This is a genomic window from Telluria sp. ZB4P36 (assembly GCF_059685865.1).
On record NZ_JCASIE010000019.1, the window covers coordinates 1 to 16,045 of the forward strand.

Genomic DNA, 16,045 nt, shown 5'->3' on the forward strand with positions numbered 1-16,045 from the left:
GTAACCCATCGAGCCTTCAAGATATCGTTGCACGACAATTAGCTTGAAGGCAGGTGTGTACTTCCCCATGTGAAAAACCCCAGAAAGTTGATGTCCAACTTTCTGGGGTCAGTTCAACGCCGGCCACCTTTCACATCACCGTCACCACCAGGCGGCGTAGACGATCACCAGGATCAGGCAGACAACGGCCGAGCCGAAGGCGAAGCCCGGTTCGACCCGGAACAGGCTGCGGTCGACCTTGACGATCGTCGATGCCGGCTGGCGGCCCAGCAGGCTGATGACGGCCATGCCCAGGACAATCAGCAGGAACACGATCAGGGTGCGGTCGAGGAAAGGAATCTCGTACACGCCGCTGCCGTTATTGGCGGCGAAACCGATCGGCGCCAGGAAGGACAGGTCGACGAAGTCCGGCAGGAACTTGAGTACGACCGACAGGGCCACGCTGGCGATTGCCGCGAACATCGCGGCGGCACCGTTGGTGCGGCGCCAGAAGAAGCCGAGCAGGAACATGGCGAAGATACCCGGCGAGACGAAACCGGTGTATTCCTGGATGTACTGGAAGCCGCCTTTCTTGTCGATGCCCATCAGCGGCGCGATCGCCACCGCGATCGCCATCGCGACGACCACCGTGACGCGGCCGATCCAGACCATGTGGCGCTCGCTGGCCTCGGGACGGAACTTGGGACGGTAGATGTCGAGCGTGAAGATGGTGGCGATGCTGTTCGCCTTGCCGGCCAGCGAAGCCACCACGGCCGCGGTCAGGGCGGCAAAGGCGACGCCCTTCAGGCCTTCCGGCAGCAGGGTCAGCAGGGTCGGGTAGGCGCGGTCGGGATTCAGTTCGCCGCCCGGACGCAGCGAGTCGCCCAGCACGCCGCCCTGGTCGAGCGCATAGGCGGCGATGCCCGGCAGGACCACGATCACCGGCATCAGGAGTTTCAGGAAGGCCGCGAACAGCAGGCCCTTGCGTGCGACCGGCAGGCTGGCGCCCAGGGCGCGCTGGGTGATGTACTGGTTGCAGCCCCAGTAGCTCAGGTTGACGATCCACATGCCGCCGATCAGGGTGGACAGGCCGGGCAGGTCCATGTAGTTCGGGTTGTCACGCGAGAGCACCATGTCGAAGTGGCCGCCGGCACGCGTGAACAGCTCGCGCACGCCCACCATCGCGCCTTCGCCGCCGGCCAGGCGCGCCACCAGGTCGAGCGCGATCCAGGTGGTGACCAGGCCGCCGATCACCAGGCAGAACACCTGGATGACGTCGGTGTAGCCGATCACCTTCATGCCGCCCAGGGTGATGATGGTGGCGAACACCGCCAGGAACAGCATGCAGGGCAGCACGCCGATGCCGACCATGCTGTTGATCGCCAGCGCGCCCAGGTACAGGATCGCGGTCAGGTTGACGACGATGTACAGGGCCAGCCAGAACACGGCCATGACGGTGGCCACTCCGCGGCCGTAGCGCTGCTCGAGGAACTGGGGCATGGTGTAGATGCGGTTCTTCAGGTAGATCGGCATGAAGAACACCGCCACGATGATCAGGGTGGCGGCCGCCATCAGCTCATACACGGCGATCGCCATGCCGATCCGGAATCCGGAGCCGCTCATGCCGATGAACTGCTCGGCCGAGATGTTGGACGCGATCAGCGAGGCGCCGATGGCCCACCAGGTGAGCGAGCCTTCGGCCAGGAAGTAGTCGTGCGATTCCTTGCCGGAGCGGTTGTGGCGGCGCCGGTAGATCCATATGCCGTAGCCGGCGACGACGAAGAAGTAGAACAGGAAGACGGCTGTGTCGAGGGTGGAGAACGAATTCATTGGGTAGCGGTGTCTCGTCTTGGAACGATACGGCTCGTTCCTTGTTGTCCTGCCGGTGGTCCAGCGCCCCGGCGGGCGGCGCACCAGGCATGGGCTCCGCGGCCCAATCTTTGCATAGCCCGGCTGGTGTGCGCAACCTGGGACGAAATACTCATCCGTTTGATCGCTTTGAGCGCCCGCCGGTCACGGTGGGCGCCACCGATCAAGACCCTGATTCTTTCGCGGCCAGGCTGATCGATTCCCGGCGCAGCGCCTACAATGTCCGGGGAGCGCCGGACACCCGAGGATGGACCGCGCCACCGCATAATACAAAGGAGACAGCTTGCCGATCACTTTCCAAGCCAGGCCCTCGCTCCTGGCCATCGCACTTTCCGCCGCCACCCTGGCCGGTTCGGCCGCGGCCCAGGAGCTGGGCATTCCGCAAGGTTCCGGCCTGCAGGCCGGGTCCGCCGCCGCCAAGGCGGCATCCCGGTCCGGGCAAGTGGTCCTGATGCCCGCGCTCACCGCGGGCGCAGCCAATACGCTCAGCGTGCTGTCCTCCCAGGATGGCGCGAACTTCGTGTCGCTCGCGTCCGAGACCTGGACGCCGCCATCCGGCAAGCTGGGCGATCCCGCCCTTGCGCGCCATGCCGGCGGCCGCTACGTGCTGGCCTACGCCAGCGGCGCACCGGGTGCCATCGGCCTGGCCACGTCGCAGGACCTGCGCCGCTGGGAGTTCCAGCGCGAGATCAAGCTCGGCGCCGGCCAGGTGCGTGCACCGGCCTGGCTGCGCGGCGCCGACGGCCGCCTGCACCTGATCCTGACCCTGCCGGCAGCCCAGGGCGGGCAGGGCGCCTATGTCGTCACGCCGGATGACAAGCTGGCCGACTGGGGAGCGCCGGTGCCGCTGCGCGGGCTCGATGCGGGCTACCTGGATACCGTGGTTGTGGCCGACGGCGATGGCTTGGTCGCGGTCGCGCGCGAGGAGCGCAGCGGCCGTCTGGTGCTGGCGCGCGCGGCCGACCTTGGCGGACCGTGGCGCATCGAGCAGCAATCGACGCTGGGCAGCCTGGGCACGGGCCTCAAGGTGGCGGGGCTGGTCCGCCTGGGCGCCACGCTGCGGCTGTTTACCCGCAGCGAAGACGGCAAGCGCGCCTGGTTTGTGGACAGCCAGGACGGCGGCCGCAGCTGGGGCGAACAGGGACGTGTGAGCGGAACGGCCGCGATGGCGTCCTCGTTCGGCATCATGGGAGAAGAATCGAAGGCGCTGGCGGCGGTCACGGCGCCCAAGGGCCGTCCGAAGGCGGTCAGCTGGGACCAGTATTCGCTGAAGATCGACGGCAAGCGCGTGGTCGTCTGGTCGGGCGAGATCCACCCGTTCCGCCTGCCGAATCCCTCGCTGTGGCGCGACGTGATCCAGAAGATGAAGGCGCTCGGCTTCAACGGCGTGGCCTTCTATTTCGACTGGGGCTACCATTCGCCGGCCCCGGGCGTGTACGACTTCTCGGGGATCCGCAACGTCGAGCGTGCGCTGCAGATCGCGGAAGAAGAGGGCATGTACATCATCGCCCGCACCGGCCCCTACGTGAACGCCGAGCTGACCGGCGGCGGCTATCCCGGCTGGATGTTCCGCAGCCGCGCAGAAGCCCGTACCGACGATCCGGTCTACCTGTCGGCGGTCGACGAGTGGATGACCCAGATTAACGCCATCATCGCGCGCCATCAGGTGACCGACGGCGGCGGCAACGTGATCGCCTACCAGCTCGAGAACGAGCTGGGCAAGGTCGAACCCAAGCACGTGCGCCAGATGGAGCATCTGGCGCGCAAGGCGCGCGCCGACGGCATCAGCGTGCCGTTCTTCCATAACGCGGCCGGCCGCCTGCCCGACTGGGCACCGAAAGGCGCGAGCGCGCCCTGGGCCAACCAGGGGCCGACCGACATCTATGCCTTCGACGGCTACCCGGGCGGCAGCTGCGACGTGTTCGCCAACCCGGCGGGCGCCAACAAGGCGCCGGACTGGGGCATCTACGCGACCGGCACCGGCAAGGTCGGCGCGCTGACCTCGCCCGGCACCCCCGGCTTCGCGGCGGAACTGGGCGGCGGCTGGTTCGACTACTGGGGCTCGAACGGCACCTATGCCTGCACCGCCGAGCGCCAGGGCAAGGGCTACCAGCGGGTGTTCTACGGCACCAACCTGATCAACCGCATCACGATCCACAACATCTACATGACCTTCGGCGGCACGTCCTGGGGCTGGCTCGCCGGCCCGGTCGTGTACACCTCCTACGACTACGGCGCGCCGATCTCCGAAGACCGCGGCCTGCGCCCGAAAGCCCTGGCGCTCAAGCAGCAGGGCATGTTCGTGCAGGCGGCCGAAAGCGTGCTGGCCGAGATGGACAAGGGCCCGCCACTGGCACCCGCCGGCGCCAGCCTGAAGCTCTACCACAACGTCAACCGGCGCCTCGGCAGCCACGTGATCCTCGCGGCCCACAATCCCACCGACGGCAAGGGCGAGGAATCCTTCAGCGTCAAGCTGGCCACGCGCGACGGCGACTACACGATCGGCTCGACGCTGCGCGGCCAGGATGCGCGCACGCTGCTGGCCGCCTACGACATGGAACGCCAGCGCCTGGTGTATTCGACCTCGGAGCTGCAGACCCATTTCCGCAACGGCGAGCGCGACATCGCGCTGCTGCATGGCCGCGACGGCATCGCCGGCGAAACCGTGCTGCGCTACGGCAGCGCACCGACCGTGGAAGTGCTGGCGGGGCAGGTCAGCTCGCGCTGGGATGCCGCCAGGGGCGACCTGGTGCTGAATTACGTGCACGACGGGCTGGCGCGGGTACGCATCTCGGGCGGCGGCAGGGCGCCGATGCTGCTCCTGCTGGCCGACGAGCAGACCAGCCTGCGCTTGTGGACCCAGGAGACCGGCGCCGGCCGCGCGCTGCAGCTGACGCCCGCGCTGGTGCGCTCGGCCAGCCTGGCCGGCGGCAAGCTGGCCTTGAGCGGCGACGCGGGCGAGGACAGCCCCATCGAGATCTGGGGCCCGGCCTTCGAGGCCGCCAGCTTCAATGGCCAGCAACTGGCATTGAGCCGCCAGCCGGATGGCAGCGTCCGTGCCGGCACCGTGAAGGGAGCGGAGGCGGTGCGCCTGCCCGACCTCAAGCGCCTGGCCTGGACCCGCCGCGTGGACAGCCAGGAAGCCGCGCCGCGCTTCGACGACAGCGCCTGGGTGCAGGCCGACCGCCGCGCTTCGGCGGCCCAGACCTGGACCATGCCGGAACGCGGCCAGCCGACCCTGGCGATGAGCGACTACGGCTTCCACCACGGCGACGTCTGGTACCGCGGCCGCTTCACGGCAAGCGACCCGAAGGCCAACCAGCTTGAACTGTTCTATGGCGCCGGCGGCGCCGGACTGATCCAGGTCTGGATCGACGGCCGCTACGTCGGCCAGCATGAGCTGGATACCGGCCGCTCCTTCCCGGAAACCACCGACAGCATCAAACTGTCGCTGGGCGAGCTGCGTCCGGGAGAGCACGTGATCTCGGTCATGGTGCGCAACAATTCGCACAACTGGAACCTGATGGCGGACGATTACCACCGCGAGGCGCGTGGCCTGATATCGGCTTCGCTGACCAAGCGCGGCGGCCAGCGTTTCGCGGTGCCGATCGCCTGGCGCATCCAGGGCCGCCAGGGTGGCGAAGAGCTGGTGGACCGCCTGCGCGGACCGCTGAACAACGGCGGCCTGTATGGCGAGCGCCAGGGCTGGCACCTGCCTTCGGCGCCCGCGCAGGGCTGGCAGGCGGCGCGCACGACCGATGCACCGCCGGCGCCGGGCACCTATTGGCTGCGCACCAGCTTCAGGCTCGACCTGCCGCGCGGACATGACATCCAGCTCGGGCTGGCCTTCGGCGACACCAGCAAGCCGCGTTCGGAGCGCGAGAACCGCGCGCTGATCTTCGTGAACGGCTGGAACATGGGGCAGTTCATCGCCCACATCGGCCCGCAGCGGACCTTCGTGATCCCGCCGGGGATCCTGAACCCGAACGGCGAGAACACGGTAGCGCTGGCGGTGACGAGCGACGGGCGCAAGGAAAATGCGCTCGAGCAGGTGGAGCTGGTGAAGCTGCGCGCAGTGCGCGGGGGCGTCGATCTCGAGATCATGGAGTGACGTGCGTGCGCCACGCCTCGATCAGCTTCTCAGCGTTGCGCCATCCTCGATTCGAGTACGACGCGCTGGCCCAGGCGCAGGTCGGGCACATAGCTCATCCGCATGTCGTCGCCATCGCCACGGTTGAAATCCATGGTCACGTTGCCGTCGCCGGAAACGAAACGGTAGGGTGCGACCGCGGCCAGGCGGATCGGCCGTTCGTCGTCGATGATGGCGTCGATGTAGCGTGAGGAAGTCAGGACACGCAGGTTCCAGCCGTTCGACATGGCATACGCGCCGGAGATGATCCGCGCTTCAGTGGGGCGGATCCGCACGACCTTGGCAGGCGCGCTCACCTGCACCGAGGCGATCGGCGCGGTGTCGGGCGGCGGATAGGACATGGTCTGGGCATCCGCGCCGGTGGCGAACAGCAGCAGGGATGCGGGCAATAGGAGCAGGGGGCGCATGATCGTTCCTTCACGAAGGGAGAAAGGCCTTCGGAGCGGGCGTCGCGCCATGGCGGCGCGGTGTCGGGACCTGGGGGATGATTCAGTCTAGGCCGCCGGAGACGATCCGCAAGGACGAAGGCAGGCGCATCACGAAACAATCTCGTTCCCTGAAAAGCGAGACCGGCCCGATATGATTCGATATCGGCGCCGGGTGGCGCCTTTTGAATCGTGACCCGCGACTGCGCTCAGCCGGCGGCAGCCACCGGCGCGCCGGCCTGCTGCACGGCCTCGCGCCACCTGGCGCGGTAGGCTTCGAGCCCGGCGAGCGCGCGCGGCGCCTTGAACACGCTGGCGCCCGGCGGCGTCGCGTCGCGGTAGCGCAGCAGCCAGCCGCCGCAGGTGGTGCCGCTGGCGTCGTCCGAATAGCTCAGCGCCTGCTGCGGGCGCAGGCCGGCCAGCAGGGGGCCGAACCAGGGATTGGCGGTGAAGCTGCCTTCGACCGTGATCGGGCCGCGCGCGCCCAGGGCGTCGAGGCAGTAGTCGGTCATCAGGACGCAATACAGGGTGGCGAGCGCGAAGCGTTCGCCGGCATCGACCGGCGCCCGGCCCTCGATGCTGCCGGCGCGGCCGGCAAAGGGACCGCCGCTGTCGGCAAAGCAGGGGAGGGCCATGCTGCCGCGCGCCACCATCTGTTCGAGCTGCAGGTAGGAGCAGCTGGCCGGCTGGTCGCCAGCCAGCGCCGCGAATTCGCGTCCGCCCATGAAGCGCATGCAGGCCACCGGCTGGCCCAGCGCATTGGTATTGGCCAGCATGTCGGCGTCTTCGCGCAGGCCGTCCAGGCTGGTGCCGAAGGCGGCGGCGATCAGCCAGGTGCCGGTCGAGAGCACGGTGCGCGGCGTGGCGGCGCCGTCGCGGCCCAGGTAGCGCACCAGCGAGGCATTGCTGTCGTGGATGCCGCACAGGACTTCGCAGTGGGGCGACAGCCCGGTCGCTTCCGCGACCTCGGCGCGCAGGGTGCCGAGTGCCGCCCAGGGCGGCGCAATTGGGGGTAGCTTCGACTCCCAGCCCATGCGCTTTACGAGGGCGGAATAGTCCTGGCGGACCGGGTCCCACATGTCGGTGTGGCAGCCGAGCGAGGTCGCCTCGCCGGCCGCGACGCCGCACAGGCGCCAGGCCCAGTATTGCGGGTACATCAGCATATGGCGCGCACGCGCGAAGTCTTCCGGGTGGCGCTGCTGCAGCCAGGCCAGCTGGCGCCCCAGGTTCAGGCCGGCCGGCAGCAGCGGCGAATAGGTTTCCGCATACGGCGGGCGCAGGGCCGCGTAGTCGAGGCCGGGCAGCGCCGCTTCGTAGTCGAGCACCGGCAGCACCAGGCCCGCGTCGTCGACCAGGGCGGCGGTGGCGCCGTGGGTCACCGGCACGATCGCCGAGACCCGGGCCCGTTTGGCGAAGCCGCGGCAGGTCGCCAGCATCCACTGCCAGATGCCGTCGGTGTCATGGTGCGGGTAGGGACCGTCGCGCAGGATGGCGTTCGGGCGGCGCTCTTCGGCGATCATGCGCCCGCCGGCGTCCACCAGGGCCAGCTTGACGTTGGTCTTGCCGATGTCGAGAACGATGAGGGCGTCGCCCGTCCTAGCTTGCATTGATTCTGTTCCTGGTTCAGTGGCGGGTCGGTTTGCCGCGCAGCAGGCGCGACAGGGCGATGGTGGCCAGCAGCAGCACGCCGACCACGATGGTCATGTAGATGCCCGGGACATTGGCCAGGGCCAGGCCGTAGGTCACCGCGCCCATGGTCAGCACGGCCAGCATCACGCCGCCGATGGTGCCGGCGCCGCCCGAGATGCTGACGCCGCCCAGGATCACCATGGTGATGATCTCGAGTTCCCAGCCGGTGGCGATGTTCGGACGGGTGCTGTCGATGCGGCCGGTCAGCAGGAAGGCTGCCAGGCCGGCCATGGCGCCGGTGAGCATGAACAGGCCCAGGCGGTAGCGGTCGACCGCGATGCCGGAGAAGCGCGCCGCGTCAGGGTTGTTGCCGATCGCGTAGATGCGGCGGCCCGTCGAGGTCCAGTGCAGCACCAGCGCGAACAGCAGGGCGAAGCCGAGCAGGATCACGAAGGAGCGCGGCACCATGCCGAAGAACACGCCCTGGCCCCAGTCGGCCATCAGCTGCGGGTAATTGGTGAAGGCCTTGTCGCCCAGCACCACGCTGCCCAGGCCCCGGTAGAGCGAGAAGGTGCCGATGGTGACCACGATCGAGGGCAGCATGAAGCGGGTGACCAGGAAGCCGTTCAGCCAGCCGCACACCAAGCCGGTGCCCAGCGCCACGAACAGCAGGCTGCCCGCGGGCGCGCCGGCCTGGTGGGCCAGGCCCATCGCCACCGAGGACAGCGCCAGCGTGCCGGCCACCGAGATGTCGATCTCGCGGCAGATGATCAGCAAGGCCATCGGCAGGGCGATCAGGGCCTTCTCGCTGAAGTTGGCGGTGCCGTCCAGCAGGTTGTAGGGGTCGAGGAAGTGCGGCAGCGTCACGCCGCCGGCGACGAACACCGCCAGCAGGAGCAGGGCCAGCAGGCTTTCCCAGCGCTTGGCGAGATGGCGCAGGGCCGGCTTTTCGCGGTCCAGGATGGTGTAGCGCGAGGTGCTGGCTGCGGCTTCGCTGGCCGCCTCGGTCTGGGCAATGGTGGTCGCGTTCACGCGGCGCTCCTCAGGTTGTCAAGCTTGTGCAGCGGCAGGATCTGGCGGCTGCGGTTGCGGTTGCCGCGGGCATTCATCAGGACGGCCACCAGGATCACGGCGCCGGTCAGGGCGCTCTGCCAGAACGGCGACACCTGCAGCACAGGCAGGGCATTGCCGATCACGGACAGGAACAGCGCGCCCAGCATGGCGCCCAGTACCGATCCGACGCCGCCGGCGATGCTGACGCCGCCGATCACGCAGGCCGCGATCACGGTGAGTTCGAAGCCGTAGGCGATCTCGGTGTAGGCGACGGCATAGCGCGCCACCCACAGGTAGCCGCACAGGCCGGCGACCATGCCCGACAGGCCATAGGTCCAGCACAGGCGCCTGGCGGTCGGGATGCCGATGTAGGCGGCGCAATGCGGCGCATTGCCGATCGCGTAGAGGTCGCGGCCGAAGCGGGTGTGGCGCGCCACGAAGGCCATCGCCAGCAAGGCGGCCAGGGCGATCCACACCAGGTGCGGCAGGCCGAGCAGGCGCTCGAGAGGGAAGGCGACGAAGTTGGCCGGCATCTGGTGCGCCGAGACCCAGGTGCCGCCCGACAGCACGAACACCAGGCCGCGGTAGATGCTCATGGTGCCGAGCGTGACCACGATCGGCGGAAGCTGCAGGTAGCCGATCAGCCAGCCGTTGACCAGGCCCAGGGCCAGGCCGCTGACGGTCGCCGCCAGCATCACGAGCACCAACGGCAGGCCGGGATTGGCGGCGGCCAGCATGGCCGCGACCATGCCCGACAGCGCCAAAGTAGAAGCGACGGACAGGTCGATGCCGCGCGTGACGATCACCAGCATCTGCGTCAGCGCCAGCATCACCAGCAGGGTGCTGTCGGTGAGCAGGTTGGCGAGCGACTGCATGCTCAGGAACACGGGGGCGCGCATGCCGACCAGCAGCACCAGGGCCACCACCATGAGGGCGAGCAGGGGCTCGCGTTGTTTAAAAATGTTCATATTCATGCTGCTACCTCGGTTGCGGCGTCGAGGTCGACGCCGGATGCCGCCGCGACCACGGTTTCAGGCGTGGCGTCCGCGCGCCCGAACTCGCGCACCACGCGGCCCTGGCGCATCACGACCACGCGGTCGGCCAGGCCCAGCACCTCGGGCAGTTCGGACGACACCAGGATCACGGACAGGCCGCGTGACACCAGTTCGCTGATGAAGCGGTGTACCGCGGCCTTGGAGCCGATGTCGATGCCCTTGGTCGGCTCGTCCAGGATGATGACCTTCGGCTCGGTGGCCAGCCATTTGCCGAGCACGACCTTCTGCTGGTTGCCGCCGGAGAGTTCGGCGACGTGCTGGTTCAGGTGGTGGGCCTTGAGTTCGAGCTGTTCGGCGAAGCGGCGCGCCAGTTGGGTTTCGGCGCGGCGGCGGGTGAAGAAGCCGAACTTCGACAAAATCGGCAGGGTGATGTTGTGCTGGATCGGCAAGGTCAGGTGGGCGCCGTGCTGCTGGCGGTCTTCCGGCACGTAGGCCAGGCCGTGGGCGATCGCCTCGCTCGGGTTGCGGAAGCGGGCGGCGGCGCCTTCCAGGCGCACGCTGCCCTGGACGTTGGCCGTGAGCCCGAACAGGGCCTGCATCACTTCCGAGCGGCCGGCACCCACCAGGCCGTAGAAGCCGAGGATCTCGCCCTTGCGCAGGCTGAAGCTGACGTCCTGGAATTCGGTCGGGTGGCACAGGTTCTGCACCTCGAGCAGGGGCGCGCCGATCTCGACCTGCGCCTTGGGGTAGGCCTGGTGCACCGCGCGGCCCACCATCAGGGCCACCAGTTCCGGTTCGGTGATGTCGGCCAGGCGGCCTTCGGCCACGAACTGTCCGTCGCGCAGCACGGTGTAGCAGTCGGCCACTTCGAAGATCTCGTCGAACTTGTGCGAGATGAAGATGACGGCGGTGCCGGCGGCCTTGAGCTGGTCGATGATGCGGTACAGCTCGCGGATCTCGCGTTGCGACAGGGCGGCGGTCGGCTCGTCCATGATCACCACGCGCGCATCCTGCGACAGGGCGCGCGCGATTTCCACGAAGTGGCGTTGGGCCACCGACAGGTCGCGCACACGGGCGCGCACCGGCAGGGCGACCTCGAGGCGGGCGAACAGGCGCTCGGCTTCGGTTTCGATATGGGCCCAGTCGATCCGCCTGGCGGCGCCGCGGGTCGGGTGGCGCCCGACGTAGATGTTCTCGGCGACCGTCAGGTCGTCGAACATGACGGTCTCCTGGTGCACGGCCGTGATCCCGGCCGCCATCGCCTCTTGCGGGCTGCCGAAGGCGACTTCCTTCCCGTCGAGCAGGATGGCGCCGGCGTCGGGGCGGTGGATGCCGGTCAGGGTCTTGACCAGGGTCGACTTGCCGGCTCCGTTCTCGCCGATCAGGGCCATGACTTCGCCCGGACGGATGCTCAGGCGCACGCCATTCAGGGCATGGACGCCGTTGAAGCGCTTGGTGATGCCGGTCAGTTGCAGGACCGGCGCATCCGATGCTTCGTTTTCGCGGCGTAGGGGAGTGCTTGTCAGTTGGGTCACTGGCATACGGTGTCGCTAAAGGTGAAAGGCGCCGCGCGGGAAGGACACGCGCGGCGGTGGACCGATTAGAACAACTTGGCGAACTTGTCGACGTTCTCGGCGTTGTAGGTGAACGGCGGGCCCATGGCGGCTTCGCCGTTGGCATCGAGGGTCACGCTGCCCATGCGGCCGACCGAGACGCTGGCGCCGGGCTCAAGCTTCGCCTTGCCCTTCACGAATTCGTGGGCGGCATAGGTGGCGGCGTAGCCGAGGTCGATCGGGTTCCAGATCGCGAATTCGCGCACAGCGCCGCTCTTGACGTGGCCGGCCATCTCGGACGGCAGGCCGAGGCCGGTGACGAAGACCTTGCCCACCAGGCCTTCATCCGCGACCGCCTTGCTGGCGGCGACGATGCCGACCGTGGTCGGGGCGATGATCGCCTTCAGGTTCGGGTGGCTGCGCAGCAGGCCGATGGCTTCGCGGTAGCTCTTGTCCGACTGGTCGTCGCCGTACACCGTGGCGACCAGCTTCAGGTCCTTGTATTCGGGCTTCTCCAGGGTCTTCTTCATGACGCCGATCCAGATGTTCTGGTTGGTCGCCTGGGCCGATGCCGACAGGATCGCCAGCTCGCCCTTGCCGCCCAGTTCCTTGGCGGCCATCTGGATCTGCTTCTCGCCGATCATGTCCGGATTCGACGGGTTCAGCTGCATCTGGCGGCCTTCCTTGGCCAGGCCGCTGTCGAAGGAGATTACCTTGATCCCGCGCTGCATCGCCTTCTTGGTGATCGGCACCAGGGCGTTCGGGTCGTTGGCCGAGACCACGATGGCGTCGACCTTCTGGCTGATCAGGGAGTTGATGATCTCGATCTGGCCTTCGGCGCTGGGCGTGGTCGGGCCGGTGTAGATGATCTCGACGCCGCCGATCTGGCCGGCGGCTTCTTTCGCGCCCTGGTGGGCGGCGTCGAAGAAGCCGTTGCCGAGGCTTTTCACGACCATCGCAATCTTCAGCTGTTGAGGCGGGGTCTGTTCCGATTTCTTCTCGGTGCAGCCGGCCAGGCCGGCCAGCATGCCGACGGCAGCCGCCGCGAGCAGGATTTTTTTGATCTTCAATGCGAAAGCTCCATCAGGTCAGCGGACTGCAGGTCGTACTGCGGGGTGTAGCGCGGGGGGCAGGCGGCGATCGGCTCGCCGTCGGGTTCGACGGTGACCACCTTGACGCCGTACTGCTCGAGCAGCTGCACGGCCTTGTCGGAGGCGTTGGTATCGGTGATCACGGTGGACACGCGGTCCAGGCCGCACAGGATCAGGCCGGCCTTGCGTGCGAACTTCGAGCTGTCGGCCAGCACCACCAGTTCCTCGGCCTGGCTGATCAGGCGCTTCTCGGCCTGGATCAGGAGCGGATCGGCTTCCATCAGTCCCAGCAGCGAGAGGCCATACACGCTCATGAACATCTTGGTGGCGTAGTGGTGCTGGGTGATGTCGTTATCGAAAGGCGACAGGATCACGTTCTGCTCGCGGTAGACGCGGCCGCCCGGGACGATGATCTCGTTCTCGCTCGAGACCAGCAGGCGCTCGGCCATCAGGAAGGAGTTGGTGAGGATCTTGAGCTGCTTTTCGGTCAGGAACTCGGCCATCATGAAGGTGGTCGTGCCGCCGTTGATGATGATCGTTTCGCCGTCGCTGCACATGCCGGCCGCATGGCGGGCGATGGCGCGCTTGCGCGCCGCATAGCACTGGATGTTGTTCTGGAAGGTTTCGCTGGTCAGCGAGAACTGGCGCGTCTTCGGCAGCAGGTTCTCGGCGCCGCCGCGGGTGCGGGTGAGCAGGTTGCGGCCGGCAAGCCAGCTGATATCGCGACGGACCGTCGCCGGGGATGCGTTGAGCCATTCGACAAGCTGCTGGACCGTTGCCGTCTGGTGCTCGGCAAGCAGTTTCAGCAAACGCTTGCGGCGTTTGTGATTCACCATGTTGTCTCCTCCGAATGCCGTCTGTGTATGTGCGGCGTGTCATCCGTCGTTCCTGCTGGAATCGCGGTTTGTATGAAAAGTATTGATCAAGCACTGCCGTAACGTCAATCACCAAATGATCAATCACCTGATTATTTGCTTTCGTTGCAACGCACAAACGCGCAAATCGATCAACCCGGTGATTGATTGAGACTTGGTCAGCAAGTTGATCGTTTGCGCGTTGACACCCCTTGCTTGCCTGATTTCTACTGTGTCCCGGTGCCGCAAAACGTGGCGGCTGCAGGACATTGGAAGAGAGACACATCGACCTTTGGACGATGACAAAACAATCAACTTGGAGAATTTTGATGGGCGCTATGAGCGAAACGAAACAGCGTGAACCGATCACCTCGCGCTGGGACGACAGTGTGGCCGCGAACATGAGTGAGCCGGAACTGTTGCTGTACCGTTCGAACCTGCTGGGTTCGGATCTGCGTATTACCAACTTCGGCGGCGGCAATACCTCAGCCAAGGTCACGATGCAGGATCCGCTGTCGGGCCAGCAGGTCGAGGTGCTGTGGGTGAAGGGCTCGGGCGGCGACCTGGGTTCGATCAAGCTGGATGGCTTCTCGACCCTGTACATGGACAAGCTGCAGGCCCTGAAAGGGCGTTACCGCGGCCTCGAGCACGAGGACGAGATGGTCGGCTACCTGCCGCACTGCACCTTCAACCTGAACCCGCGCGCCGCCAGCATCGACACCCCGCTGCACGCTTATATCGCCCACAAGCACGTCGATCACATGCACCCGGATTCCTGCATCGCGATCGCCGCCTGCAAGAACAGCAAGGAACTGACCGCGAAGATCTTCGAAGGTGAGCTGGGCTGGCTGCCATGGCAGCGTCCGGGCTACGACCTTGGCCTGAAGCTGGAAGCGGTCTCGCAAGCGAACCCGGAACTGAAGGGCATCATCCTGGAAGGCCACGGCCTGTTCACCTGGGGCGATACCGCCAAGTCCTGCTACGAGACCACGCTGGCGATCATCAAGCGCGCCGAGGATTGGCTGGCGGCGAACATCCAGCAGCCGGTGTTCGGCGGCCAGTCCACCCAGCCGCTGGCATCGCCTGATCGCGCCGCCCTGGCGGCCCGCCTGATGCCCCTCCTGCGCGGCAAGATCAGCCAGGAAGAATACAAGCTGGGCCACTTCGACGACAGCGCCGCCGTGCTGGAATTCGTCTGCAGCGCCGACCTCAAGCCGCTGGCGGCCCTCGGCACTTCCTGCCCGGACCACTTCCTGCGCACCAAGATCCGACCGCTGGTGCTGGACTTCGACCCGGCCGCCCCTAGCTTCGAGCGCCTGGTCGCCGGCCTGGACCAGGCACTCAGCGATTACCGTGCCGACTACACCGCCTACTACGAGCGCTGCAAGCGTTCCAACAGCCCGAAGGTCCGCGACGCCAACCCGATCATCTACCTGATCCCGGGCGTGGGCATGCTCTCGTTCGCGAAAGACAAGGCCACCGCACGCATCGCCGGCGAGTTCTACGTCAACGCGATCAACGTGATGCGCGGCGCGAACGGTGTCGACAGCTACGTCGGCCTGCCGGAACAGGAAGCCTTCGACATCGAATACTGGCTGCTCGAAGAAGCCAAGCTGCAGCGCATGCCCAAGCCGAAGAGCCTGGCCGGCCGCATCGCCCTCGTCACCGGCGGCGCCGGCGGCATCGGCCAGGCGGTCGCCCGCCAGCTGCTGCAGGAAGGCGCCTGCGTGATGGTCACCGACATCGACAATGAAGCGCTGGCCAACGCCCAGCAGGAACTGTCGAAGGTGGCAGGCAAGGACAACGTCGCCACCGTGCGCGGCAACATCACCAGCGAGGAAGAAGTCGCCCAGGTGCTGGCTGATACCGCACTGCGTTTCGGCGGCGTCGACCTGCTGGTGTCGAACGCCGGCATCGCTTCGGCGGCGCCGCTGGACGAAACCACGCTCGAGATCTGGAAGCGCAACCAGGACATCCTGGTGACCGGCTACTTCCTGGTCAGCCGCAGCGCCTTCCAGATGATGAAGCAGCAGAAGCTGGGCGGCAGCATGGTCTTCGTCGGCAGCAAGAACGGCCTGGTCGCATCGGCCGGCGCCTCCGCCTACTGCACCGCCAAGGCTGCGGAACTGCACCTGGCCCGCTGCATCGCGCTGGAAGGCGCCGAGCACGGCATCCGCGTCAACGTCGTCAATCCGGACGCGGTCATCAAGGGCTCGCGCATCTGGGACGGCAAGTGGAAGGAAGAACGCGCCGCATCGAACAAGATCGGCACCGACGACATCGAAGAGTTCTACCGCAAGCGCTCCATGCTGAAACTGAGCGTGCTGCCGGAAGACATCGCCGAAGCCGTCTACTTCTTCGCCAGCGACAAGTCGGGCAAAAGCACCGGTAACATCCTGAACGTGGACGCCGGCAACGCCGGTGCATTCACCCGCTAAAATAGTAGG

General features: G+C 67.0%; 10 protein-coding genes. 2 read left to right on the forward strand and 8 right to left on the reverse strand.

Going from position 1 to position 16,045, the window contains the following annotated elements; genetic code table 11:
- Window positions 1-141: 141 nt before the first annotated feature.
- Window positions 142-1,809: a sodium:solute symporter family transporter gene (locus tag AC56LK_RS20315; RefSeq protein WP_497186293.1), complete on the reverse strand. Its 1,668-nt coding sequence runs from the start codon at window positions 1,807-1,809 to the stop codon at window positions 142-144.
- Between the two features lie 322 nt (window positions 1,810-2,131).
- On the opposite strand from AC56LK_RS20315, the gene AC56LK_RS20320 reads away from it, so the two are divergent.
- Window positions 2,132-5,959 carry a beta-galactosidase gene (locus AC56LK_RS20320; RefSeq protein ID WP_497186294.1) on the forward strand — a complete coding sequence of 1,276 codons (3,828 nt, stop codon included), beginning with the start codon at window positions 2,132-2,134 and terminating at the stop codon, window positions 5,957-5,959.
- Window positions 5,960-5,988: 29 nt separating this feature from the next.
- On the opposite strand, the gene AC56LK_RS20325 is transcribed toward AC56LK_RS20320, so the two are convergent.
- The 7 genes from AC56LK_RS20325 to AC56LK_RS20355 all read right to left on the reverse strand — a co-directional run bounded on the left by AC56LK_RS20325 (window position 5,989) and on the right by AC56LK_RS20355 (window position 13,580).
- The gene (locus tag AC56LK_RS20325) at window positions 5,989-6,405 is read right to left on the reverse strand and encodes a hypothetical protein (RefSeq protein WP_497186295.1); all 417 of its coding nucleotides are present in this window, start codon (window positions 6,403-6,405) and stop codon (window positions 5,989-5,991) included.
- A 227-nt stretch (window positions 6,406-6,632) separates the two neighbouring features.
- The gene (locus AC56LK_RS20330) at window positions 6,633-8,030 is read right to left on the reverse strand and encodes an FGGY-family carbohydrate kinase (protein ID WP_497186296.1); all 1,398 of its coding nucleotides are present in this window, start codon (window positions 8,028-8,030) and stop codon (window positions 6,633-6,635) included.
- Between the two features lie 16 nt (window positions 8,031-8,046).
- A complete protein-coding gene (locus AC56LK_RS20335; protein WP_497186297.1) occupies window positions 8,047-9,084 on the reverse strand; it encodes an ABC transporter permease in 1,038 nt (345 codons plus the stop codon).
- Complete coding sequence (locus AC56LK_RS20340; protein WP_497186298.1) at window positions 9,081-10,073, reverse strand: ABC transporter permease; 993 nt, start codon at window positions 10,071-10,073, stop codon at window positions 9,081-9,083. Before AC56LK_RS20340 ends, AC56LK_RS20335 begins: the two co-directional genes overlap by 4 nt.
- Before the next feature lie 2 nt (window positions 10,074-10,075).
- Window positions 10,076-11,641, reverse strand: coding sequence for a sugar ABC transporter ATP-binding protein (locus tag AC56LK_RS20345; RefSeq protein WP_497186299.1), 1,566 nt, complete (start codon window positions 11,639-11,641; stop codon window positions 10,076-10,078).
- Between the two features lie 59 nt (window positions 11,642-11,700).
- Window positions 11,701-12,681 (reverse strand): rhamnose ABC transporter substrate-binding protein, encoded by a 981-nt coding sequence (gene rhaS / locus AC56LK_RS20350; protein ID WP_497186374.1) that lies wholly within the window; start codon window positions 12,679-12,681, stop codon window positions 11,701-11,703.
- Between the two features lie 38 nt (window positions 12,682-12,719).
- Window positions 12,720-13,580 (reverse strand): DeoR/GlpR family DNA-binding transcription regulator, encoded by an 861-nt coding sequence (locus AC56LK_RS20355; protein ID WP_497186300.1) that lies wholly within the window; start codon window positions 13,578-13,580, stop codon window positions 12,720-12,722.
- A gap of 347 nt (window positions 13,581-13,927) precedes the next feature.
- On the opposite strand from AC56LK_RS20355, the gene AC56LK_RS20360 reads away from it, so the two are divergent.
- Entirely contained in the window at window positions 13,928-16,036 is a 2,109-nt protein-coding gene (locus tag AC56LK_RS20360) for a bifunctional rhamnulose-1-phosphate aldolase/short-chain dehydrogenase (protein ID WP_497186301.1), read from the forward strand.
- The last annotated feature ends 9 nt before the right edge of the window (window positions 16,037-16,045 follow it).

Bases quoted from the DNA above. Each gene is read 5' to 3' on its own strand.
- AC56LK_RS20355 (WP_497186300.1), bottom strand. From the start codon at position 13,580: ATGGTGAATCACAAACGCCGCAAGCGTTTGCTGAAACTGCTTGCCGAG.
- AC56LK_RS20340 (WP_497186298.1), bottom strand. From the start codon at position 10,073: ATGAACATTTTTAAACAACGCGAGCCCCTGCTCGCCCTCATGGTGGTG.
- AC56LK_RS20345 (WP_497186299.1), bottom strand. From the start codon at position 11,641: ATGCCAGTGACCCAACTGACAAGCACTCCCCTACGCCGCGAAAACGAA.
- rhaS (WP_497186374.1), bottom strand. From the start codon at position 12,681: ATGCTGGCCGGCCTGGCCGGCTGCACCGAGAAGAAATCGGAACAGACC.
- AC56LK_RS20315 (WP_497186293.1), bottom strand. From the start codon at position 1,809: ATGAATTCGTTCTCCACCCTCGACACAGCCGTCTTCCTGTTCTACTTC.
- AC56LK_RS20325 (WP_497186295.1), bottom strand. From the start codon at position 6,405: ATGCGCCCCCTGCTCCTATTGCCCGCATCCCTGCTGCTGTTCGCCACC.
- AC56LK_RS20330 (WP_497186296.1), bottom strand. From the start codon at position 8,030: ATGCAAGCTAGGACGGGCGACGCCCTCATCGTTCTCGACATCGGCAAG.
- AC56LK_RS20360 (WP_497186301.1), top strand. From the start codon at position 13,928: ATGGGCGCTATGAGCGAAACGAAACAGCGTGAACCGATCACCTCGCGC.